This window comes from Arthrobacter sp. GAS37 (assembly GCF_044908325.1).
GTDB lineage: Bacteria > Actinomycetota > Actinomycetes > Actinomycetales > Micrococcaceae > Arthrobacter > Arthrobacter ramosus.
In genome coordinates, this window is sequence record NZ_JBIYDB010000031.1 from 1 (window position 1) to 20,384 (window position 20,384).

General features: G+C 63.4%; 14 protein-coding genes and 1 pseudogene. 8 read left to right on the plus strand and 7 right to left on the minus strand.

Annotated elements, in window-relative coordinates; translation table 11 throughout:
* Positions 1–614: pseudogene (locus tag ABH924_RS18965) on the minus strand (pyruvate dehydrogenase (acetyl-transferring), homodimeric type); the annotation flags it as partial.
* A 344-nt stretch (positions 615–958) separates the two neighbouring features.
* Here ABH924_RS18965 and ABH924_RS18970 point away from each other — a divergent pair.
* The 3 genes from ABH924_RS18970 (at position 959) to ABH924_RS18980 (ending at position 4,244) form a co-directional block, all read left to right on the plus strand.
* Entirely contained in the window at positions 959–2,527 is a 1,569-nt protein-coding gene (locus tag ABH924_RS18970) for an NCS1 family nucleobase:cation symporter-1 (protein WP_404501323.1), read from the plus strand.
* Between the two features lie 172 nt (positions 2,528–2,699).
* Positions 2,700–3,458, plus strand: coding sequence for an aspartate/glutamate racemase family protein (locus tag ABH924_RS18975; RefSeq protein WP_404501325.1), 759 nt, complete (start codon positions 2,700–2,702; stop codon positions 3,456–3,458).
* Between the two features lie 21 nt (positions 3,459–3,479).
* Positions 3,480–4,244 (plus strand): SDR family oxidoreductase, encoded by a 765-nt coding sequence (locus ABH924_RS18980; protein WP_404501327.1) that lies wholly within the window; start codon positions 3,480–3,482, stop codon positions 4,242–4,244.
* Between the two features lie 27 nt (positions 4,245–4,271).
* Here the strand turns inward: ABH924_RS18980 and ABH924_RS18985 are convergent, their stop codons facing one another.
* Together ABH924_RS18985 and ABH924_RS18990 are read right to left on the minus strand one after the other, a co-directional pair.
* Positions 4,272–5,183, minus strand: coding sequence for a glutaminase (locus tag ABH924_RS18985; RefSeq protein ID WP_234748669.1), 912 nt, complete (start codon positions 5,181–5,183; stop codon positions 4,272–4,274).
* 5 nt (positions 5,184–5,188) lie between these two features.
* Positions 5,189–6,805: a PucR family transcriptional regulator gene (locus ABH924_RS18990; RefSeq protein WP_404501330.1), complete on the minus strand. Its 1,617-nt coding sequence runs from the start codon at positions 6,803–6,805 to the stop codon at positions 5,189–5,191.
* Positions 6,806–7,077: 272 nt separating this feature from the next.
* Between ABH924_RS18990 and ABH924_RS18995 the strand changes: the two genes are divergently transcribed.
* The 3 genes from ABH924_RS18995 (at position 7,078) to ABH924_RS19005 (ending at position 13,089) form a co-directional block, all read left to right on the plus strand.
* Positions 7,078–8,676 carry an amino acid permease gene (locus tag ABH924_RS18995; RefSeq protein ID WP_404501332.1) on the plus strand — a complete coding sequence of 533 codons (1,599 nt, stop codon included), beginning with the start codon at positions 7,078–7,080 and terminating at the stop codon, positions 8,674–8,676.
* 14 nt (positions 8,677–8,690) lie between these two features.
* Positions 8,691–11,510, plus strand: coding sequence for an aminotransferase class I/II-fold pyridoxal phosphate-dependent enzyme (locus tag ABH924_RS19000; protein WP_404501334.1), 2,820 nt, complete (start codon positions 8,691–8,693; stop codon positions 11,508–11,510).
* A gap of 88 nt (positions 11,511–11,598) precedes the next feature.
* Positions 11,599–13,089, plus strand: a complete 1,491-nt coding sequence (locus tag ABH924_RS19005; protein ID WP_404501336.1) for a cation:dicarboxylate symporter family transporter — start codon at positions 11,599–11,601, stop codon at positions 13,087–13,089.
* Positions 13,090–13,155: 66 nt separating this feature from the next.
* Here ABH924_RS19005 and ABH924_RS19010 read toward each other — a convergent pair whose 3' ends face one another.
* Genes ABH924_RS19010 through ABH924_RS19020 form a run of 3 tightly spaced genes read right to left on the minus strand, consistent with a single transcriptional unit; the run spans position 13,156 to position 16,204 of the window.
* The gene (locus tag ABH924_RS19010; RefSeq protein WP_404501338.1) at positions 13,156–13,557 is read right to left on the minus strand and encodes a sterol carrier family protein; all 402 of its coding nucleotides are present in this window, start codon (positions 13,555–13,557) and stop codon (positions 13,156–13,158) included.
* A gap of 16 nt (positions 13,558–13,573) precedes the next feature.
* Entirely contained in the window at positions 13,574–14,590 is a 1,017-nt protein-coding gene (locus tag ABH924_RS19015; protein WP_404501340.1) for an asparaginase, read from the minus strand.
* 36 nt (positions 14,591–14,626) lie between these two features.
* Positions 14,627–16,204 carry a molybdopterin-dependent oxidoreductase gene (locus ABH924_RS19020; RefSeq protein ID WP_404501342.1) on the minus strand — a complete coding sequence of 526 codons (1,578 nt, stop codon included), beginning with the start codon at positions 16,202–16,204 and terminating at the stop codon, positions 14,627–14,629.
* Positions 16,205–16,758: 554 nt separating this feature from the next.
* Between ABH924_RS19020 and purD the strand changes: the two genes are divergently transcribed.
* Together purD and ABH924_RS19030 are read left to right on the plus strand one after the other, a co-directional pair.
* Positions 16,759–18,069, plus strand: coding sequence for a phosphoribosylamine--glycine ligase (gene purD, locus ABH924_RS19025; protein WP_404501376.1), 1,311 nt, complete (start codon positions 16,759–16,761; stop codon positions 18,067–18,069).
* 3 nt (positions 18,070–18,072) lie between these two features.
* Positions 18,073–19,008, plus strand: coding sequence for a phosphoribosylaminoimidazolesuccinocarboxamide synthase (locus ABH924_RS19030; RefSeq protein WP_234748674.1), 936 nt, complete (start codon positions 18,073–18,075; stop codon positions 19,006–19,008).
* A gap of 7 nt (positions 19,009–19,015) precedes the next feature.
* Here the strand turns inward: ABH924_RS19030 and ABH924_RS19035 are convergent, their stop codons facing one another.
* Positions 19,016–20,302: a helix-turn-helix domain-containing protein gene (locus tag ABH924_RS19035; RefSeq protein WP_234748675.1), complete on the minus strand. Its 1,287-nt coding sequence runs from the start codon at positions 20,300–20,302 to the stop codon at positions 19,016–19,018.
* Positions 20,303–20,384 lie beyond the last annotated feature (82 nt).

Here is a 20,384-nt window from a genome sequence, read left to right on the forward strand (position 1 = left end):
GTCGGGAATTCCCAGAAGGCGGGCATCAGGCGCGGGTGCGGGTAGGAGGAGAGCGCGTGGCCTTGTTTGGACTTTTCCTGCCGGAACCCGTCCAGATCCTCCTCGGAGAGCCGGCCTTCCATGAACGCCCTCGCGTACATGCCCGGGGACGCGTGTCCCTGGAAGAAGACCTGGTCCCCGCCCGAGGGGTGGTCCTTGCCGCGGAAGAAATGGTTGAAGCCGACCTCGTACAGGGTCGCGGCCCCGGCGTAGGTGGAGATGTGCCCGCCCACCCCGATGTCCGCCCGCTGCGCCCGGTGCACCATCACGGCCGCGTTCCAGCGCATGTACGCCCGGTACCGGCGCTCGAACTCCTCGTTGCCCGGGAACGGCGCTTCCTGGTCCGCCGGGATCGTGTTCACGTAATCGGTGGTCGTCACCATCGGCACCCCCACCGACTGGGACCCCGCCCGCTGAAGCAGGCTGCGCATGATGAACTGCGCCCGCTCCGTGCCCTGCTCCCTGATCAACGCATCCAAAGACTCAACCCACTCGGCAGTCTCTTCCGGATCACGATCAGGCAGCTGGGAAGTCAACCCGCTAAGGATGTGTGAGGTCTCTTCTCCTGCAGCCACGTCCAACCTCTCTTCATTGAATGTCTGGGCGCTTGCACTGTAGTGCGCGCTGAAACGTGCATAGAAATTTCGTATTGTGAGAATAAAATTCTGTAATTCGAGATTAGCCATGCCTTCGCCAAGCGTCAATCCAGCGGGGCGGAGACTAGCGCCCACAAGGCCTCGCGGCCCCTACTCTGCCGTTTGTGACCGCCGTCGGGAGCGCAGCCCTTGACCAAAGGTGACCTAGCTCATACAGTTATTTCACTATTCAATAACTAGATTCCACGATGCGAAAAGCTTCAACTCCTCTCACAGCGTCTCGGAAGCCTAGTTGCAGCACCACAAAGAAGTGGAGATCCACGATGCAATCGACTCCCCCAGTCGGCGTCACAACGGCTCCGGAGCAGACCATACTGCCAGGCAGTTCGGTACATCCGTCCGTAGGAAATGAAACCCTGTGCGATGTAGCGTCCGTCGCAGCAGGCCGCACCATCAGCCCCAGCCTCTATAACCTCGACCTGGCCCCCACCAAGAAAGAGGGGAGGCGCTGGACCAGCTACAGCATCTTCACCCTCTGGGCCAACGACGTCCACAGCCTTGGCAACTACGCTTTCGCCATCGGCCTCTTTTCGCTTGGCCTGGGCGGGTGGCAAATCCTCGTGGCCCTCGGCATCGGCGCGGTTTTGCTGTTCACCCTCTTGACCTTCTCCGGCTTCATGGGCCAGAAGACCGGAGTCCCCTTCCCCGTGATGAGCCGGATCAGCTTCGGTATCCGAGGCGCCCAGCTGGCCAGCCTCGTCCGCGGGGCGGTGGCCATCGCCTGGTTCGGAATTCAGACATACCTTGCCTCCGTGGTGCTCCGCGTCATGCTTGTCGCCATGTTCCCCGGACTCAAGGACATGGACGCCAACTCGATCCTGGGCCTGTCCACCCTTGGCTGGATCGCCTTCGTATCGCTCTGGATTGTCCAGTTGGTCATCGTCAGCTTCGGCATGGAAATGATCCGCAAGTACGAGGCCTTCGCCGGCCCCATCATTCTCGCCACCATGCTTGCCATTGCCATCTGGGTCTTCGTGGAGGCCGGGGGCGCCATCCAATGGTCCGGCATCAAGGGCCTCGAAGGAGGGGAGATGTGGCGCACGATCTTCGCCGGCGGCGCGCTGTGGGTCTCCATCTACGGCACCTTCGTGCTGAACTTCTGCGACTTCACCCGTTCCTCGGTGTCCAAGAAGTCGATCGTCCGCGGCAACTTCTGGGGCATCCCCATCAACATGCTCCTGTTCGGCGCAATCGTGGTCATCATGGCCGGTGGCCAGTACAAGATCAACGGCAAGATCATTGAAAGCCCCTCGGACATCGTGCAGAGCATCCCGAACACGCTCTTCCTCGTGCTGGCCTGCCTTGCCCTGCTGATCCTGACCATCGCAGTGAACCTCATGGCGAACTTCGTGGCACCCGTCTACGCCCTGACCAACCTCTTCCCCAAGCACTTGAACTTCCGCAAGGCAGCCTGGGTCAGCGGTACCATCGGTCTGGTCATCCTGCCGTGGAACCTCTACAACAACCCCCTGGTGATCGTGTACTTCCTGGGCGGACTCGGCGCGCTGCTCGGCCCGCTGTTCGGCGTCGTCATGGCCGACTACTGGCTCCTGCGCCGCGGCAAGGTCAACATCCTTGACCTCTACACGGACCACCCTTCGGGCACCTACTTCTACAAGCGCGGCGTCAACCCCCGGGCGATCGCCGCAATGGTTCCGGCCGCCGTCGTCGCCATCCTCATTGCGTTCGTTCCCGCCCTGGAGGCCGCGGCACCGTTCGCCTGGTTCTTCGGCGCAGGCATCGGGGCGTTGTGCTACTACTTGTTCGCGGACAAGAAACAGCAGCACACCGACGTCTCCGGCGAGCCGATCGCCGTCGTCAGCAACCACTAATACTCAACTGACACGCAGTTGTTGTCGTTTTCGCCCGTCAAAACGACAACAACTGCGTGGGCCCACACCGCCAGGGTTCCCTGGCCGAGCTTGCGAGGCGAGGGAGGCGGTGGGGATCAGTTGGGCTAACCGGGCTACCCGGCTATCAGGCCACCCAATCCAGGAGGAACACATGCGCATCCTCGTCGCAAACGTCAACACCACCCAATCCATGACCGACTCCATCGCAGCCCAGGCGCGAAGCGTCGCGGCTCCCGGCACCGAGATCATCGGCATCACCCCGCATTTCGGCGCCGATTCCTGCGAAGGAAACTTTGAAAGCTACCTCGCCGCCATCGCCGTGATGGACCGCGTGGTCAACTATCCTGAACCGTTCGACGCCGTCATCCAGGCCGGCTATGGCGAGCACGGCCGCGAGGGACTACAGGAGCTCCTGGACGTTCCGGTGGTCGACATCACCGAGGCCGCGGCCAGCACCGCGATGTTCCTCGGCCACAAATACTCCGTGGTCACCACTTTGGACCGCGCGGTCCCGCTTATCGAAGACCGCCTCAAGCTCGCCGGGCTCGACGACCGCTGCGCCTCCGTCCGCGCGAGCGGCATGGCCGTCCTGGAACTCGAGGAATACCCGGACCGCGCAGTCGAAGCCATCGTGGAACAAGCTGAACGAGCCGTGCGTGACGACAAAGCGGAAGTCATCGTCCTCGGCTGCGGCGGCATGGCGGGCCTCGACGAGCAGATCCGCCAACGCTGCGGCGTTCCGGTGGTGGACGGCGTCGCCGCCGCGGTGACCATCGCCGAGTCGCTCGTCCGCCTGGGACTGTCCACGTCCAAGGTCCGGACCTACGCCACACCGCGTCCCAAGACCGTCATAGGCTGGCCCCTGACCACAACGGACACGACGACGGCGGATGCTCCCGCCGCGCACTAGCTCAACAAACAGGAGAACCGCGTGAGCGAAACCATCCCTACCCGGCCCCGGGTCGCCGTCGTCACCGGAGCCGGTTCCGGGATCGGGCGCGCAGTCGCCCGGCTTCTGTTGGCCGATGGCTACCGCGTTGCCCTCGCCGGACGCCGGGAAGCGCAGCTTCTCGAAACTGCCGACGGCCACCCCGAGGCGCTTGCGGTGCCGTGCGATGTAACGGTGCCCGACGACGTCACGCGCCTTTTCGCGGCGGCCCGCCAGTGCTGGGGGAGGGTTGATGTCCTGTTCAACAATGCGGGCATCTTCGGCCCTTCCGGCGGCGTCGACGAGATCAGCGTGGCCGACTGGGATGCGACTCTGGCCGTGAATGTCACCGGCTCCATGCTGTGCGCGGCCGAGGCCGTGCGCACCATGAAGTCGCAGGAACCGCAAGGCGGCCGCATCATCAACAACGGCTCCATCTCCGCCCATTCACCGCGGCCATTGTCCGTCGCGTACACCGTGAGCAAGCACGCCATGAGCGGCCTGACCAAGAGCATCGAGCTGGACGGGCGTGCGTTCGGAATTACCTGCGGGCAGATCGATATCGGCAATACCCGCACCGAGATCATGGACACCATAGGCGTAGGCTCGGGTGCGCTCCAGGCCGATGGAAGCCGGCGAGTGGAGCCCATGTTTCCTGTGGAGGATGCTGCCCGCGCTGTGCTCATGATGGCCAACATGCCCGCGTCGGCCAATGTTGGTTCCGTAGTGGTCACCGCCGCCGGAATGCCGTTCGTGGGCCGCGGCTAGCTGGCTGCGGCTCGAAGCCCGATGCTGCTAGAAAATCGACCAGCCTGTGCGGGTGGTGAACTCATCCAGGGCGGCAATGCCTGCCAGTGAATTCCCGGATCGTCCCAGGCCGGGGCTCCAGACACAGATGGTGCATTTGTTGGGTACCACGGCCACTATGCCGCCACCCACCCCGCTTTTTCCAGGGAGTCCCACGCGGTAGGCGAATTCGCCGGCGGCGTCGTATGTGCCGCACGTGAGCATCACTGCGTTGATTCTCTTTGTCTGGGACGGGGACAGAAGCGCCGTGCCGTTCCCGCGCAGCCCGTTGTTGGCCAGGAACCGGCTCGCGAGGGCCAAATCAGTGCAGCTCATTTCAAGCGCGCACTGGTTGATGTATGCCTCGAGGACCGAGTCCACGGGGTTTTCGAGGTTTCCGTAGCTTGCCAGGAAGTGTGCCAGCGAGGCGTTGCGGTGACTGTTCGCCGCCTCTGAAGCAGCTACCTCGGGGTCGGCGTCTATAGAGTTGTTGCCGCTTTCTTGCCGGAGCAATTCCCGGACGGGTGATGGCGAGTTGCCCACGATGCTGAGCAGCCTGTCGGTGACAACCAGGGCGCCGGCATTGATGAACGGATTCCGCGGAATTCCGTCTTCGTGTTCCAGCTGCACCAAGGAATTGAACGGATTGCCGGAGGGCTCCCGGAACACGCGCTTCCAGATCCGGTCGCCATCCCCGGCGAGCACCAGGGCGAGGGCGTAGACCTTCGAAATGCTTTGGATGGAGAAAGGTACGTCGGCGTCTCCGGAGGAGAACACGTCGCCGCTGGCCGTTGCCACGGAAATGCCGAATTGCCTGGTATCCACCGCGGCCAGGCTCGGGATGTAGTCTGCAGGCGCTCCCTGGCCGAGCAAGGGCTGAACCGTGCCGACAATGTCGTCAAGGAGATTCTGGAGGTCCATGTTTCTTAGTACCGTCCTTCGGAGTGGGTCCACAGCCTGAGCTGAAGATGCGCGAGCAGCCGTTGCTCTGCGGAGTGGAGGTCGATGCCGGCCACTTCGCAGGCTCGCCGCAGCCGGTAATGGACCGTATTCCGGTGGACGGCCAGTTCTTCCGCACACCGGTTCACATCACCGAAGAATTCAAGGTACGTCAACAGCGTAGTGGCGAACTCCGGGTACTTGTCGCACAGCAGGGAGATGCCTCCATGCCGAAGGTCGGTCCTCGAAGCCAGAAGCTCCAGCAATTCCTTCGTCAGAACGGTCGTTTCCACGTCTGCGTAGGAGGCCACATGAATCGAGGGCGTGCTTTCCAGGACTTTCAATACGCTGCGGACGTGCTCGAGCGTGCCATGCAATGCGTCCAGGCGTTCGACGACGGGCCCGACGGCGGCCTGCACCTGGCAGTGCAGGTGGACCCTCGCGTCCCGGACAATGACGTTGATGAGGCGGTTGATGGCCGGAGGGGACTTTACGGGGTCAAGGTCAGGAAGAATCATGGCTATTTCCAGGCCGATGGCTCCCACCACGGCACCGGGACGGTAGGCGGCCGCATGGATCGATGCCACATTGGCCAACTCGCCACGCCGCAGTTGCAAGCCGGCTGCCGTCTCGTCGTCGCCTTGGGCGGAAATCAGGACAAGGGCTGCCGGCTTGGATGGATCGATGCCCGCGGACTGTGCCTGGGAATGGATCTGGGGAGTGCCGCTGAGCAGGCTGGAGATCCTGTCGCGCCGTAGTGCCTGGGATTGCTCGTTGCGGTGCCGGACCAGTTCTATGGCCGCGTGCCGTGCCGCTCCAACCATGAGCTTGTCCGTGTTGTGGGCGAGGGGTTCCTTCCCTTCCTGAAGCCAGATGTACCCCAGGATCCTGTTGCCTGCGTGGATACCGATCGCCACCCGTTCCCGGAGACCTTCCGTCGGGTTGGCTTCCATATGGATGGGAGCCTCGGCCGCTTGCAGGTGCTTGTAGACCCCTGACTCCTTCAACAGTTTTTGGTAACGCTCCGGTCCACGCCGGGCCAGGATGGAGAGCCTGCGGAGTTCATCGACGTCGTTCGAGGCCGGCGAGTACGCCAGGACGCGGTTTGCCGGATCCTCAATGACCACGTGGCCGTTGGCCAGGGTCGCGGTGGTCTGGGCGATCGCAAAAAGATCCCGGTGAATGATCGTGGACGCGTCGGCGGAAAGTGCAGGCTCCTGGATGCGGTTCTTGGCGATGCTTTCCAGCGTTCCCCAGTTCATTGCCGGAGACACTGCGATCAGGCCGATTCCGGTGGGAAACAGCACTTCCCGGACGGCGTCCAGGTCCTCCTCGTTCCCTTTCACCGCGACGGCGGCGGGGTAGTCCGGAATCAGCTTCCGGATGCCGGGCAATGCCGCGCGACCCCGGACTCCGATCAGCAGGACCAAGCTCCCGTGTTGGACCGGCGCATCGTCCTCGGCGTCCACGATCACCGTTTCACGAACCGTGCCGTTGTCCGTTCCGGGAGGAACCAGCAGTTGCCCGTTGTCGACTCCAATGTCTTCAAGTATGTCGCTGAGCATGGCGCCAATGACATGCTCGGCAGATTCATGGGGTGCCACCCGTATTCACTTCCTCTAAGCGGCTTAGCCGCGCTCACAGCCATGAACACTACTCGCACTCTGGCGGAACGAAGTTGTCATTCGCGCACAACGGGGATCGGGCGAATTTAGCTGGCCAGACAGTTCCTTCCCTTCCGCCGGAACCTAGAGTTGTTTCCGTCCCCTCCTCTGACGATCCAGCAGTGTAGCTGTGATTCCAAGCCTCAGCAGGGGGACAAGTTCTGGAGCATGCAGCCGCACCCGCGGAACCGGAGTCAAAGGAGACCCCTGGAATGAAACGCACACTGAACCCGCCTGCGCCGAGCCCGATCGCCGGGGCTCAGATCGCCGGGCTTGATCCCGCTGATTCGCTGGAAAACAACCGGGAGCTTCTTGGTGACCGTTCAACCGCTGCGCAGGATTTTTCAAGCGAGGACGCCGGTTACCACAAGACCCTCAAACCCCGGCAGATCCAAATGATAGCGATCGGGGGCGCGATCGGAACGGGACTCTTCATGGGGGCGGGTGGCCGATTGAATGGTTCCGGTCCGGCCTTGATCTTCGTCTACGCCCTCTGCGGGTTCTTTGCGTTCCTGATTCTGCGCGCCCTCGGCGAACTGGTTCTACACAGGCCATCCTCGGGTTCGTTCGTGTCCTATGCCAGAGAGTTCTATGGCGAGAAGCTGGCCTACGCGGCCGGCTGGTTGTACTTCCTCAACTGGGCCATGACGTCGATTGTCGATGTCACCGCCGTGGCGCTTTACGTCAAATTCTGGGGGCAATTCTGGGTGCCGCTGCAAACAATCCCACAATGGCTTATCGCGCTTTGCGCCCTCGTCATTGTCCTGGCCCTCAACCTCGTCTCCGTGAAAATCTTCGGCGAGATGGAATTCTGGTTCGCGCTGATCAAGGTGACTGCGCTGGTAGCTTTCCTTGTCGTCGGGGTCTGCTTCATCGTCTTTGGTGGGAAGACCGACATCGGCGTTCCCGGGCTGGGCGTGATCCTGGACCACGGCGGAGCTTTCCCGACCGGTGCCGTAGCGCCCCTGCTCGCGATCAGCGGCGTCGTGTTCGCGTATGCCGCAATTGAACTTGTTGGTACGGCTGCAGGCGAAACTGCCAACCCGGAAAAGGTGATGCCCAAGGCCGTCAACACGGTGGTCTTCCGGATCGCCCTCTTCTATGTCGGTTCCGTGGTGCTCCTCTCGTTGCTCTTGCCGTTCACGGCGTACAAATCCGGCGAATCGCCGTTCGTCACCTTCTTCTCCCATCTCGGAGATCCCCATGCCGCGGCTGTTTCGGCATCGGTGATGAACTTCGTTGTCCTGACAGCGGCTTTGTCGAGTCTCAACGCCGGCCTCTATTCCACGGGCCGGATCTTGAGGTCCATGGCGGTCAATGGCTCCGCGCCACAGTTCACCGCCAGGATGAGCAAATCGGGGGTGCCGTATGGCGGCATCCTGCTGACAGCGGTGATCACTCTCCTTGGTGTCGGCCTGAATGCCCTGGTGCCGTCCCAAGTGTTCGAGATCGTTCTCGAGGTGTCTGCGATCGGGATCATCGGCGGCTGGGCAACCATTATCCTGTGCCACATCAAGCTTCAGACCTGGGTCAGGCTCGGCAAGGCCGCTCGTCCGTCATTCCGGCTCTTCGGAACCCCCTTCACCTCATACCTCACGCTCGCCTTCCTTGCCTTCGTTCTCGTCACGATGGGCTTCTCGGAGACCGGGCGCTGGGTGCTCGCTTCCCTGCTGCTCCTGATACCCCTGCTCATTGCCGGCTGGTTCGCTTGCCGCAAGCGGATCCTGGAGGCAGCCGAGGCCCGACGCGGCCTCACTGGCGACCTGCCCGTCGTCGCCGGCTCCTTCTCCCAGGGCGGCCAACGCTCCTGATGCACAACGAATTGATGGAAAGCGGAATTACCTTGCCCGGAATGACGTCCCGAAACAACAGCGCCACCCTGACCAAGCAAACCACCCTGACCAAGCGAAGCCTGCGGGACATCGGCACGCCCAGCAGCGCGTGGCGTTCGCGCGCCGACGCGTGGGAGTTTCTCGGGTACGCGTTCAAGCAGCTGGCAAAGGGCGGCCCTGGAACGCGGTCGCATACCGGTCTGCAGGACCAGGCCATCCAGGCCCTGCGTCTGCTGCAGGCCGTGGAACTGTATTGGGCGGCGCCGGGGCTCGCCGCGTTGGTGCCGCTATTCGACTGCGTGGATTCGGGTGATTACGACGCCGGACTGGAGATGATCCGCGGAATGTCCCACCTGATGCTTCCCCCCGGTCCGGGACCAGTCAGTCCGGAACCAGGGCAGTCCGGGGCGGAGCGCTCCATTTCGGGTGTTCAGGACGAAGGCTTCGGGGAGCAACGGCAGGCGAGGGAGCGGCCGCGGTTCGAGGTCCTGTTTGTCGACGACATCACTGAACAAGAAGCCGAAACGCTGAAAGCGGAAATGCTGGCCCAACGGAGGCCGTCCGATGCCTTCACCTATGAACTCATCGTGGTTCCCAGCTACGAGGATGCGCTGGTTGCCTTGGTCCTGAATCCTGCCATCCAGGCCTGCATTCTCCGCCCGGGATTCACCATCGGCAGCAGCCAGCCGCTTGGCCGCGACCTGAGGAAATACCTTGCCGGCCTGGTTGGCCCTGAACTTGCCGGAATGCCGCCGCTGGGCAGGTTCCTTAGCCTGGCCGAGCAGATCTCCGAGTTGCGCCCCGAACTTGATGTGTACCTGGTAGCCGGTGTCGCCATGGAGAGCCTCGCGGGTTCACTGACGAAGCGATTCCGGAGGATTTTCCGCAGGCAGGACAATCTCGACCTGCACCTATCGCTGTTGTCAGGCGTCGCTCAGCGGTACAGGACCCCGTTTTTCACTGCGCTGCAGGAATACAGCCGGCGCCCGGCCAGCGTCTTCCACGCCTTGCCGATCTCTCGCGGCGGCTCGGTGGGCAATTCGCCCTGGATCCGCGACATGGTTGATTTCTACGGGATGAATCTTCTCTTGGCCGAGACGTCTGCGACTTCGGGGGGCCTCGATTCGCTGTTGGATCCGCACGGATCGATCAAGGAGGCCCAGGACTTGGCGGCGCGGGCTTTCGGTGCACAAAAGACCTTCTTCGTCACGAATGGAACATCCACCGCAAACAAGATCGTTCATCAGTCGATCCTTGCTCCCGGGGATGTGGTCCTCGTCGACCGCAACTGCCACAAATCCCACCACTACGCTTTCGTCCTAGCCGGGGCCCAGGTTTCCTACTTGGATGCCTACCCTCTGGACAAGTACGCGTTCTACGGTGCCGTACCCCTCGCCAGCATCAAGGCCCGGTTGCTGGCCTACCGAAGTGCCGGGCGCCTGGACGCAGTCAAGATGATCACGCTGACCAACTGCACCTTCGACGGCATCGTCTATGACGTCGAACGGGTCATGGAAGAATGCCTGGCCATCAAACCCGACCTGGTCTTCCTTTGGGACGAAGCGTGGTTCGCCTTCGCCCGGTCCCACCCCGTCTTCCGACGCAGGACGGCCATGGCCGCGGCGAGGACGCTTGAGGCTTCTTTCGGTGACCCCGACTACGCCCGCAGGCATGCTGAACAAGCGGCATCGCTCCACGACGCGGTGACGGGCGCGCCCGCCGATGATGAACTCTGGCTGAAGACCCGGCTGATCCCGGATCCAGCGAAAGCGCGACTGCGCGTCTACGCCACGCAGTCCACACACAAGACCCTCACTTCGTTGCGCCAGGGATCCATGATCCATATCTTCGATCAGGACTTCAGCGAGCATAACCAAGAGTCGTTCCGCGAAGCATATATGACCCATACTTCGACATCGCCCAATTACCAGATCCTCGCTTCTCTCGACATCGGGCGCCGCCAGGTAGAACTTGAGGGTTTCGGCCTGGTCCAGAAACAGGCGGATCTGGCAACCAGCGTTGCCCAGGCTGTGGCCCGCCACCCCTTGCTGAAGAAGTACTTCCGGGTCCTCACGTCGAGGGACCTCATTGCGGCGCCCTATCGGGAAACGGGCAGTGCCATGCCGCTCCGGGACGGGCTGGCGGCCCTGGCGGACGCCTGGCGGCACGACGAGTTCGTCGTCGACCCCAGCCGCCTCACGCTGGATATCAGCCGGACCGGGATCGACGGCGACACGTTCCGGCACCGCTATCTCGCCGACAAACACGGGATCCAAGTCAACAAGACCTCGCGTAACACCGTGCTCTTCATGACCAATATCGGCACATCCCGCAGCGCCGTCGCCTACCTGATCGAAGTCCTGGTCAAGCTGGCCGAGTCGTTCGAGGAGGAACGAGCGCGGGAAACGGCAGACGCCGGTGTCGCCGCGGGCCTCACCGGAGCCACTCCGCCCTTGCCGGACTTCAGCAGGTTCGCGGACCGCTACCGGGGCGATCCGCTCAGCCCAGATGGCGACATTCGTGCCGCGTATTTCGAGAGCTACAAGCCGGGATCCACCACATACCTTTTGGCCAACGAGATCAAGGCCAGGATCGCTGAAGGCGAGGAAGTTGTGTCGGCCGGATTCGTCACGCCCTACCCTCCGGGCTTCCCTATCCTCGTCCCCGGGCAAGTCATCACGGGGCAGACACTGGAGTTCATGGAGGCACTCGACACCCGGGAAGTTCATGGCTTCGACTCATTGCGTGGGTTCAGGATCTTCGCAGACAAGGAGCAGCATCACTGCCACATGATTCCACATTGTGAAATTTGAATTTCCCCTTGTGGAATGGTGTGAGCGGGATTACATTGAATTCATCCCCGAAATCGGGGGCTGTTCCCAAACTGATTGGTTCAGATCAATGAAGTTCCCAGACTCTGCGGCGCTGAAGGCGAGTTCGGCCCCGCGGAAGAAGAAGCCACTGTACAAGTCGCTCTTCTTCCAAATTCTGATCGCCGTCGTCGCAGGTGTACTCATCGGCCATTTCTGGCCGAATATCGGGTCCGCCCTCCGGCCACTGGGCGATGGTTTCATTCAACTCATCAAGATGATCATCGCTCCGCTGATCTTCCTCGTGATCGTCACGGGAATCTCGGCAGTGGGCGACGTCAAGGCGGTCGGAAGGGTCGGGGTCAAGGCACTCCTGTACTTCACCGGCGCCACGCTTTTTGCCCTGGTCTTCGGCCTGATCGTGGGAAACCTCGTTCAGCCCGGCGCCGGACTCCACATCGATCCCAGCACGCTCTCCCAGGATGCGCTGAACGCAAAGACCGGGACGGCGCCGCCCAAGGATGCGGCTTCCTTCCTCCTGGACATCATTCCCACCTCTGTGATCGGCGCGTTCGCCAGCAACAGCCTGCTCCAGGTCCTGTTCTTCTCGGTCTTCTTCGGCGCGGCAATCGTCGTCATCGGACGCGAGCGCTGCCTACCGGTCATCAGCCTCATGGAAACTGTCCTGGAACTGATCTTCAAGATCATGTCCTGGATCATGAAAGTGGCGCCCATCGGTGCATTTGGCGCCATGGCGTTCATCATCGGCCAGTACGGCCTCGACACCCTGGGGACCTATGCGCTCCTGATCGCATCCTGTTACGGGGCGGCCATCGTCTTCATCGGCCTGCTGTTCCTCGTCGCCTGGACCTTCGCCCGGGTGCCCCTGTGGCAGTTCCTGAAGTACACACGTGAGGAATTCCTGCTCGCACTGGGCACGGCATCCACCGAGGCGGTCATGCCCCGCATCATGACCAAGCTGACCAACGCCGGTTGCTCCCGGGCCACCACCGGCCTGGTTGTCCCCACGGGCTACTCCTTCAACCTCGACGGCGCCGCGATCTACCTTTCGATCTCGCTGTTGTTCCTGGCCCAGGCCTTCGGCCACCACCTCGACCTGGGGCAGCAGTTGGCAGCCCTCGGTGTCCTGCTCCTGACGTCCAAGGGCATGGCGGGCGTCCCGGGCTCGTCCTTCCTGGCTCTCTCGGCAACGGCCGCCGCACTGGGCATCTTCCCGGTTGCCGGCGTCGCGCTGCTCCTGGGTGCCGACCGCCTCATGGACTCCATGCGCGTCGTCGTCAACCTCCTCGGCAACTGCGTCGCTACATTCGTCGTCGCGAAATGGGAAGGCCAGTTCGACCGGTCGGTCATGGTCCGCGCCTTCAACGGTGAAATCACCAACGAGGATTCCGCCATCATGCTCGGGGCCGAGGACGTCTTCGAGGAACAGGAAATCGAGCGTCTCAGCGAAGGACGCGAACCTTCGCCGAAGTTCCGGGGCGGCCCGAATCCCGACGCGATTCCGCAGTTCGAAATGATCAAACCGGGCCAGCACCGGAGCCCCTCCGTCAGCCCGGACTAGGCACCACGCACCATTCCAGTTGATCGCCCCACGGCGCCGCCGTGGGGCGATCAACCATTTAAACGCTTAGAGCAGCGGCAGCAGCTCCGACAAATCTGCGCGCAGGCCCGACGCGGCTACCCGGCCGGCGTCGACGGCGGCGGACCACGCCAAGCGGCCGGTGACCATCTCCAGCCAAGTGGCGGCGTCGCACTCTATGACGTTCGGCGGGGTGCCGCGCGTATGCCGGGGTCCCTCCACGCACTGGGTGACCCCGAAGGGCGGCACCCTGACTTCCACCGAGTTGCCGGGGGCGCGGGCGGTGAGTTCCTCCAGCGAGTAACGCACCGCGGTGGCCAGCACAGTGCGCGACGGCGGCGTCCCCGGCCCGGCTTCCGGCCCGACGGATTCTTGCCCGACGGCGGCCTGCCATGCGGCCAGTGCCGCGCGGCCTTCCTCAAGGTCGATCCGGCGTCGTGCAATTGCCATAGTTCGCCAGTTCCAATCAGTCCAGCAGCGCCGAAACGGCGTGGCCCAGGCGGATTCTGCCGACCGAGTGGCCGCCGCCGAGGACGGGCTCCACGACCTTTTCGAGCACGCTCGAGACACCGGGAATATCGACGGCGCCGGCAACCGCGAGAAGCGTGAGTCCAACCAGGGTGGCTGCGCGGGGGTTCCCGTCCAGGATCTTCACTGCGACAGAGGCACCTGTGGGGGTTGCCAGGACCAGGACACCTTCGGCTCCGCCCTTGGCAAGCACTTCGAGTTCGTCCATGACGATGGTGTTCGCCTCGCCGCGGCCTTGCACTGCCCACGGGTAGTCCAACATGGATGTGGCAATGGTTGCCGCGCGGGCGTTGGAGCTCTGGTCCCGCGGGGCCTGTGCCAGGCGCGAGTACGCCCGCGCCAGCCCGGTCAGGGAAAGCGCGGCAACGGGTGCTCCGCACCCGTCAATGCCGAGGTGGGCGATTTTCTCGCCGCTGTATTCCTCGATGACGGTCCGCACGCGCTGTTGCAACGGATGGTTGGGCTCCAGGTAACTGTGCGTGTCCCAACCGTTCTCGGTGCAGGCCCAGAGGAACGCAGCATGCTTGCCTGAACAATTGGAAGCCAACTTGGACTTGCCGTGCTCGGAACGGATCAACCAATTGCGCGCAACTTCGTCCTGCGGCCACACCGACGGGCATTGCAGCTGTTCTTCCCGGACGCCCGCCGCTTTCAGCATGCCTTCCACCACGTCCATGTGATCCAGCGAGCCCACATGGCTGGCACACGCCAAAGCCACCTGGGCGCCGCGCAGGGGCACCCCCGACTGCATCGAAGCTAGAGCTTGGAAAGGCTTGAGCGCAGAGCGGGCGTAGATGGGCGTCGTGATGTCGCCGAGCTGGGTCACCACCGAGCCGTCACCGGAAAGAACCACTGCGGAACCGATGTGGCGCGATTCGATGAAGCCGCTGCGTTCGATCACTGCCAGCTCGACGGCGGACTCAACGCTAAAGGTTTCATGCGAACTCAAGGGCATGATGCAAGTCTAGGGCGAAGGAACCACCTTCCCGGGCTACTCCACGGTCACCATAACGGACTGCCATCCCGAGGCGCCGTCAGGCACGGGATCCGCCCGCTTTTCAGTCTGCAGTTCGCCGGTTCCGTCCGTGGCCCGGACCTTGATGTAGTGGGGTCCCGGAGTGGCGTCCCAAGTGAAGGACCACTGCCGCCACGTGACGACAGATGCCTCCGCGGCGAGGGTGGCTTCGGCCCATGGGCCGTTGTCTATCTGGACCTCCACCTTCTTGATGCCACGGGTCTGGGCCCAGGCTGTGCCGCCCAAGGCGACCCTGCCGGCAGGTACTTTGGCGAAGGACTTGGGTACTTCAAGCCGGGCCATGGTCTTGATGGGACCCCGCTCGGACCAGCCGCGGGTGGTCCAATAGGCTTTGTTGTCGGCGAATCGGGTGACTTCCAGGTCCACCACCCATTTGGTCGCGGAGACGAAGCCGTAAAGACCCGGAACCACCATGCGCACGGGGTAGCCGTGTTCCAGCGGGAGTGGTTCGCCGTTCATGCCGATGGCCAGGATGGCGTCCCGGCCATCTTGGAGCACTTCCAGCGGAGTGGAGGCGCTGAAGCCGTCGATCGAGGTGGAGAGGACCATGTCCGCTCCCGTCTTGGGACGCGCTTGTTTGAGTGCGTCGCGGATGGGCATGCCCAGCCATTTGGCGTTGCCGGCCAGGTTTCCGCCCACGGGGTTGGACACGCACGTGAGCGACACATGGGTTTCGATCAGTTGGGCGTCGAGCAGATCCTGAAAAGTCAGCCGGACCTCTTGTTCCACCAGCCCGTGGATCCTCAACTCCCAATCCTGGGCGTTGATCTCCGGCACGCTGAGGGCGGTGTCGATCCTGTAGAAGTCCTTGGCCGGGGTGAGCCAGGGGGTGACTCCCGGCGTCGGGGACCGGACGCCCGCGGGGACGGGAGCAGCCGGCCGGGCCGGAGCCGGGAGTTTCAACGAATCCCGTGCCTTGGCCACATTGCTGCGTGCGGCACTCAGGAACCGACCGCCGCCGGCTGCGATGGCCGCTGCGGCAACGGTGATACCCGTGGCGGCGAAGAAAGTTCGGCGCGTCGTGGCGGGACGTTCGATGCCTTTGGCCGCGGTGTCCGCAGGGGCTTCCGGGAAGGACCTCAGCCGCCAGAGCCGCGCCACCAAGAGACGGAGGACAATGAGCCCAGCCACAGTGCCGATCAGGCTCGGTATGGAATCCACGGGCTTCACGCTGGCCCGGGTCACCAAGGCAGCCACAATCACCGCACCCATGCCGAGAACGCCCAACACACCGAGGGCCCAGTTGCGGAAGGCCACGACGCCCAGCACGCAAGCCAGCGCGAAGATGGTCAGGCCCATGCCCACAAACAGAGCGGCCTTGTCATTGGTGCCGAACGTGGTCACGGCAAAGTCCTTCATCCACGGCGGCGTGAAGTCGATGAACGTGGACCCCAGCGCAATAACAGGAGTAGCCCGGGCCGTAAAGAAGGCGCCGATCAGTTCCGCAACGGAAAGTACGACGGCGGCAGCGGCCACCCCGGCCAGTGCAGCCAATGCGGTGGGTCCCCTGAGCCAGTTCCTGAGCTTGTTCATGCAGGTTGTTCGTAGCCGGAGGCCTCCGAGATGGGTTGGACATGCTCAGCGTCGGAGATGGGGTACGGACATGCCCTTCGCTGGGGGGCGGGGTATGGACATGCTCAGCGTCGGAGATGGGGAGTGGGCATATCACTGTCATGTCCATCGCTCATGGCCAGGGGTGGGCATGCTCCGTCCTGGTCCCGCGGTCTGGGTTGGACATGCCCAGCGTTGGAGGTGCGGTACGGACATGCCCTTCGCTGGGGGTGGGGTATGGACATGCCCTGCGTTGGGGGTGGGGTATCGACATGCCCTGCGTCGATGCTCTGGAGTGGGCATATCACTGTCATGTCCGTTGTTCATGGCCAGGTGTGGGCATGCTCCGTCTTGGTCCTGCGGTCTGGGTTGGACATGCTCCCTCTTGGCTGTCAGGAATGGGCATATCACTGTTATGTCCATCGCTCGTAACGAAGGGTGGGCATGCTCCCTCTTGGTCCCGGGGTGTGGGTGGGCATGTCCAATGGTGGAGACAGCTTAGGAGCCTGCCCCCGCACAAAGTACCCTTGAAGACTGTGAAGGTACTCGTCATTGGCCCCGGGGGCCGCGAACACGCAATTGTCCGCTCCTTGCTCAAGGATCCCAACGTTTCCGAGGTCCATGCGGCTCCGGGAAACGCGGGCATCGCCAAGCTGGTCCCCACGTACGCGATCGACGGGAACAACCCCGGCGCCGTCGCTGCGCTTGCGACAAAGTTGGCGGTTGACCTGGTTGTGGTCGGCCCTGAAGCCCCACTCGCGGCGGGCGTATCCGACGCTGTCCGCGAAACCGGCATTCCGGTGTTTGGCCCGAGCAAGGCCGCGGCGCAGCTCGAAGCCTCCAAAGCGTTCGCCAAGGAAGTCATGGCCGAGGCCGGCGTGCCCACCGCCATGGCCCGCGTGGCAACAAACGCTGCAGAGGCAGCTGACGCACTGGACGCTTTCGGCGCTCCGCATGTCGTCAAGGATGACGGACTGGCCGCCGGCAAGGGCGTCGTGGTCACCAATGACCGCGAGGAAGCACTCGCCCACGCTCAGGCTTGTTTCGACGCTGGCGGAACCGTGGTGATCGAGGAGTTCCTGGACGGACCCGAGGTCTCCCTGTTCGTCCTGTGCGACGGCCGCACCACGGTGCCGCTGTCGCCGGCACAGGACTTCAAGCGGATTTTCGACAATGACGAAGGCCCCAATACCGGTGGCATGGGCGCCTACACCCCGCTCGAGTGGGCGCCTGAAGGCCTGGTGCAGGAAGTCATCGACCGCGTGGCCCAGCCGACCGTGGACGAGATGGCCAGCCGTGGAACTCCGTTCGTCGGCGTCCTCTACTGCGGCCTGGCCCTGACTTCCCGCGGCACGCGCGTCATCGAATTCAACGTCCGCTTCGGCGATCCCGAAACCCAGGCGGTCCTGGCCCGGCTCAAGACCCCGCTCGGCGCACTCATGCTGGCAGCCGCCAAGGGCGAACTGGACCAGGCTGAAGAGCTGCGCTGGTCGAAGGAGTCGGCCGTCGCCGTCGTCGTTGCCGCCGAAAACTACCCGGACACTCCCCGCACGGGGGACCGCATCCGCGGCCTGAACAAGGTTGACGCGCTGGAAGGCGTCCACGTCATCCACGCCGGCACCAAGCTGGACGAAGAAGGCCGGCTTGTTTCCGCCGGCGGCCGCGTGCTGGCGGTTGTCGCGCTGGGCACCGACCTCGTGGAGGCCCGCGAGCGGGCTTACGACGGCGTGGAGCTGGTCCAGCTCGACGGCGGACAGTTCCGTACCGATATCGCCGGCAAGGCAGCCCGCGGCGAGATCCACGTGGTCTCCCCGGCCACCGGCTCCATCCCGAATGTGAAGGCCTGAACCATGCCTGAAAACAACGCAAACGGCCTGCAGACCGAAACCCTCGACCTCCCGGGGTGGAAGCACTTCTACTCGGGCAAAGTCCGCGACCTCTACGTCCCGGCAGATGATCTCAGCGGGGCCGAATCCGGCCAGGACCGTGTCCTGGTAGTGGCAAGCGACCGCATCAGCGCCTACGACCACGTCTTGAGCAGCGAGATCCCGGACAAGGGCCGGGTCCTTACTCAATTGAGCCTGTGGTGGTTCGAGCAGCTTGGCGTGGAGCACCACGTCCTGGCGTCCACGGTCGCCGAGGGTGTGCCCGCAGAAGTTGAGGGCCGCGCGATGATCTGCAAACGGCTGGAGATGTTCCCCGTGGAATGCATCGCCCGCGGGTATCTCACGGGTTCCGGCCTGGCCGAGTACCGCCAATCGGGCACCGTCTGCGACATCCCCTTGCCCGAAGGCCTGGTTGACGGCTCGCGTCTCGGGCACGCCATCTTCACGCCTTCTGCCAAGGCTGAAGTCGGCGAGCACGACGAGAACATCACCTACGACGACGTCGTCGCGATGGTGGGCGACGATATCGCCGCACGCCTGAGCGAACTCACGTTGAAGATCTACACCCGCGCGGAAGAGATCGCCCGTGGCCGCGGCATCATCCTGGCCGACACGAAGGTTGAGTTCGGCATCGATGTCAACACAGGTGTCATTACCCTGGGCGATGAGGTCCTGACTCCGGATTCCTCACGTTTCTGGGACGCGTCCACCTACGAGCCGGGCAAGGCGCAGCCATCGTTCGACAAGCAGTTTGTGCGTGACTGGCTGACCTCCGCGGAGTCGGGCTGGGACCGCTCGAGTGACACCCCGCCGCCCGCGCTGCCGGCCGACGTCGTGGAGAAGACGCGCACCCGCTACGTGGAAGCCTACGAGAAGCTGACCGGCCGGACTTTCGTCTAACTCGTCACTAGCTCGCGCGGGAAGACTTCGCGTTCTCGCCATGGCCAGACGCCGCCCGACGTTCCGCCAGCCGGATCTCCAGTACGGAGTCCATGGCCTGCTGGACGCGGTCGGCTGCGCCCGCGGCGGTGAAATCGCGCTGGGCTTCTTCAAGGTGGACCAGTGCGTCCGTGTTTTCACCGGCCGCCTTGAGTGCCTTGCCGAGGAGGAACGCAACCTCGCCCGCAGTGTGCCGGGCGAGGACATCGCGGTCCGAGTGGATTTCGCGCAGCTTGGTGATGGCGGCCGGGATGTCGCCCGTCAGGTAGAGCCAGCGGGCGCGGATAAAGGCAACTTCCAGCTGGTCCGTCTTGTTTCCGCCCACAATCGACAGGGCGAGTTCAGCGCGTTCGATGGCCGAGAGCGTCTCCGGCTCCACGATTCCCGAGGAGAGCCGGACAGCCGCCGATGCCTTGTTAAAGCGGGCCCACAGCTCAATGTCATTGGCGGGGGAGAGCAGCTTCGCGGCGCGCTCGTGATGCTTGATGCCTTCCACATAGTCGTGGCGCATGAAGGCCACGTTTCCCACCACCCAGGCCACTTCGCCTGCGAGTTGCGACATCGAATGGTCGTCCATCTGGTTGTTCATGGCCTGGCAATATGTCCAGGCCTCGTCCAACCTGCCGCTCTCCGCCAGTGCCCCGATCAGCGCCCGGTGCGCCCCGATGATCAACGTTGAGCCCTTGGGCAGCTGCTCGGAAAGCCTCACGGCCTCCTTGGCGTGCTCGACGGCGGTGGCCAGCTGCCCTTGTCCGTGGCAGACAGCGGCAAGCATCTGCCGGGCACGGACTCCCAGGCCCGCGGATTCCGTGGCCATGGGATGTTCCAGGAGATGCTGGATGATCTGCTGGCATTCCTTCAACTGCCCCTGCTTCATGAGGCATTCGGCCTGCATGTAGGTCATGTTCCACCAGGCGCTGGTGTTCTTTGCCTCGAGCGCGATTTGGGCGGCGGTTGATGCGTGGCTTGCGGCAAGCGGGTAGTCCCTGAGGTCCCAAGCTTGCCTCGCGTACAGCCCGGCAAGCACGTATTCGGCGTCACTGACGGATACGGGCTGGCTCCAGGCTTCCAAGGCTTTTGGTGCCAGTTCCAGACGGCGGGCGAGTTCTTCGATGACTTCGGCCGTGGGCTCCCGCCGGCCGGTTTCAAGAAGTGAAATGTAGCTGGGCGAGTAAAGGTCCCTGCCCAATTCAGCCTGGGTCAGCCCGCGTTCGAGCCGTTCGGCACGGAGCTTTTCTCCGAATCCGTTCCCCACAGGTTCCTCCTAGAGGCTGGTCTTTGCGCTGTCTTTACATCTAAAGCTTGACAGTCGCTGTGGAAAACATTTTACAATGAAT

Excerpts from the sequence above, each read along its gene's own strand:
- ABH924_RS18995 (WP_404501332.1), top strand. The coding sequence starts at position 7,078 with ATGAAACGCACACTGAACCCGCCTGCGCCGAGCCCGATCGCCGGGGCT.
- ABH924_RS19030 (WP_234748674.1), top strand. The coding sequence starts at position 18,073 with ATGCCTGAAAACAACGCAAACGGCCTGCAGACCGAAACCCTCGACCTC.
- ABH924_RS19015 (WP_404501340.1), bottom strand. The coding sequence starts at position 14,590 with ATGCCCTTGAGTTCGCATGAAACCTTTAGCGTTGAGTCCGCCGTCGAG.
- ABH924_RS19020 (WP_404501342.1), bottom strand. The coding sequence starts at position 16,204 with ATGAACAAGCTCAGGAACTGGCTCAGGGGACCCACCGCATTGGCTGCA.
- ABH924_RS19005 (WP_404501336.1), top strand. The coding sequence starts at position 11,599 with ATGAAGTTCCCAGACTCTGCGGCGCTGAAGGCGAGTTCGGCCCCGCGG.
- ABH924_RS18985 (WP_234748669.1), bottom strand. The coding sequence starts at position 5,183 with ATGGACCTCCAGAATCTCCTTGACGACATTGTCGGCACGGTTCAGCCC.
- ABH924_RS18975 (WP_404501325.1), top strand. The coding sequence starts at position 2,700 with ATGCGCATCCTCGTCGCAAACGTCAACACCACCCAATCCATGACCGAC.
- ABH924_RS19010 (WP_404501338.1), bottom strand. The coding sequence starts at position 13,557 with ATGGCAATTGCACGACGCCGGATCGACCTTGAGGAAGGCCGCGCGGCA.
- ABH924_RS18970 (WP_404501323.1), top strand. The coding sequence starts at position 959 with ATGCAATCGACTCCCCCAGTCGGCGTCACAACGGCTCCGGAGCAGACC.
- ABH924_RS19000 (WP_404501334.1), top strand. The coding sequence starts at position 8,691 with ATGGAAAGCGGAATTACCTTGCCCGGAATGACGTCCCGAAACAACAGC.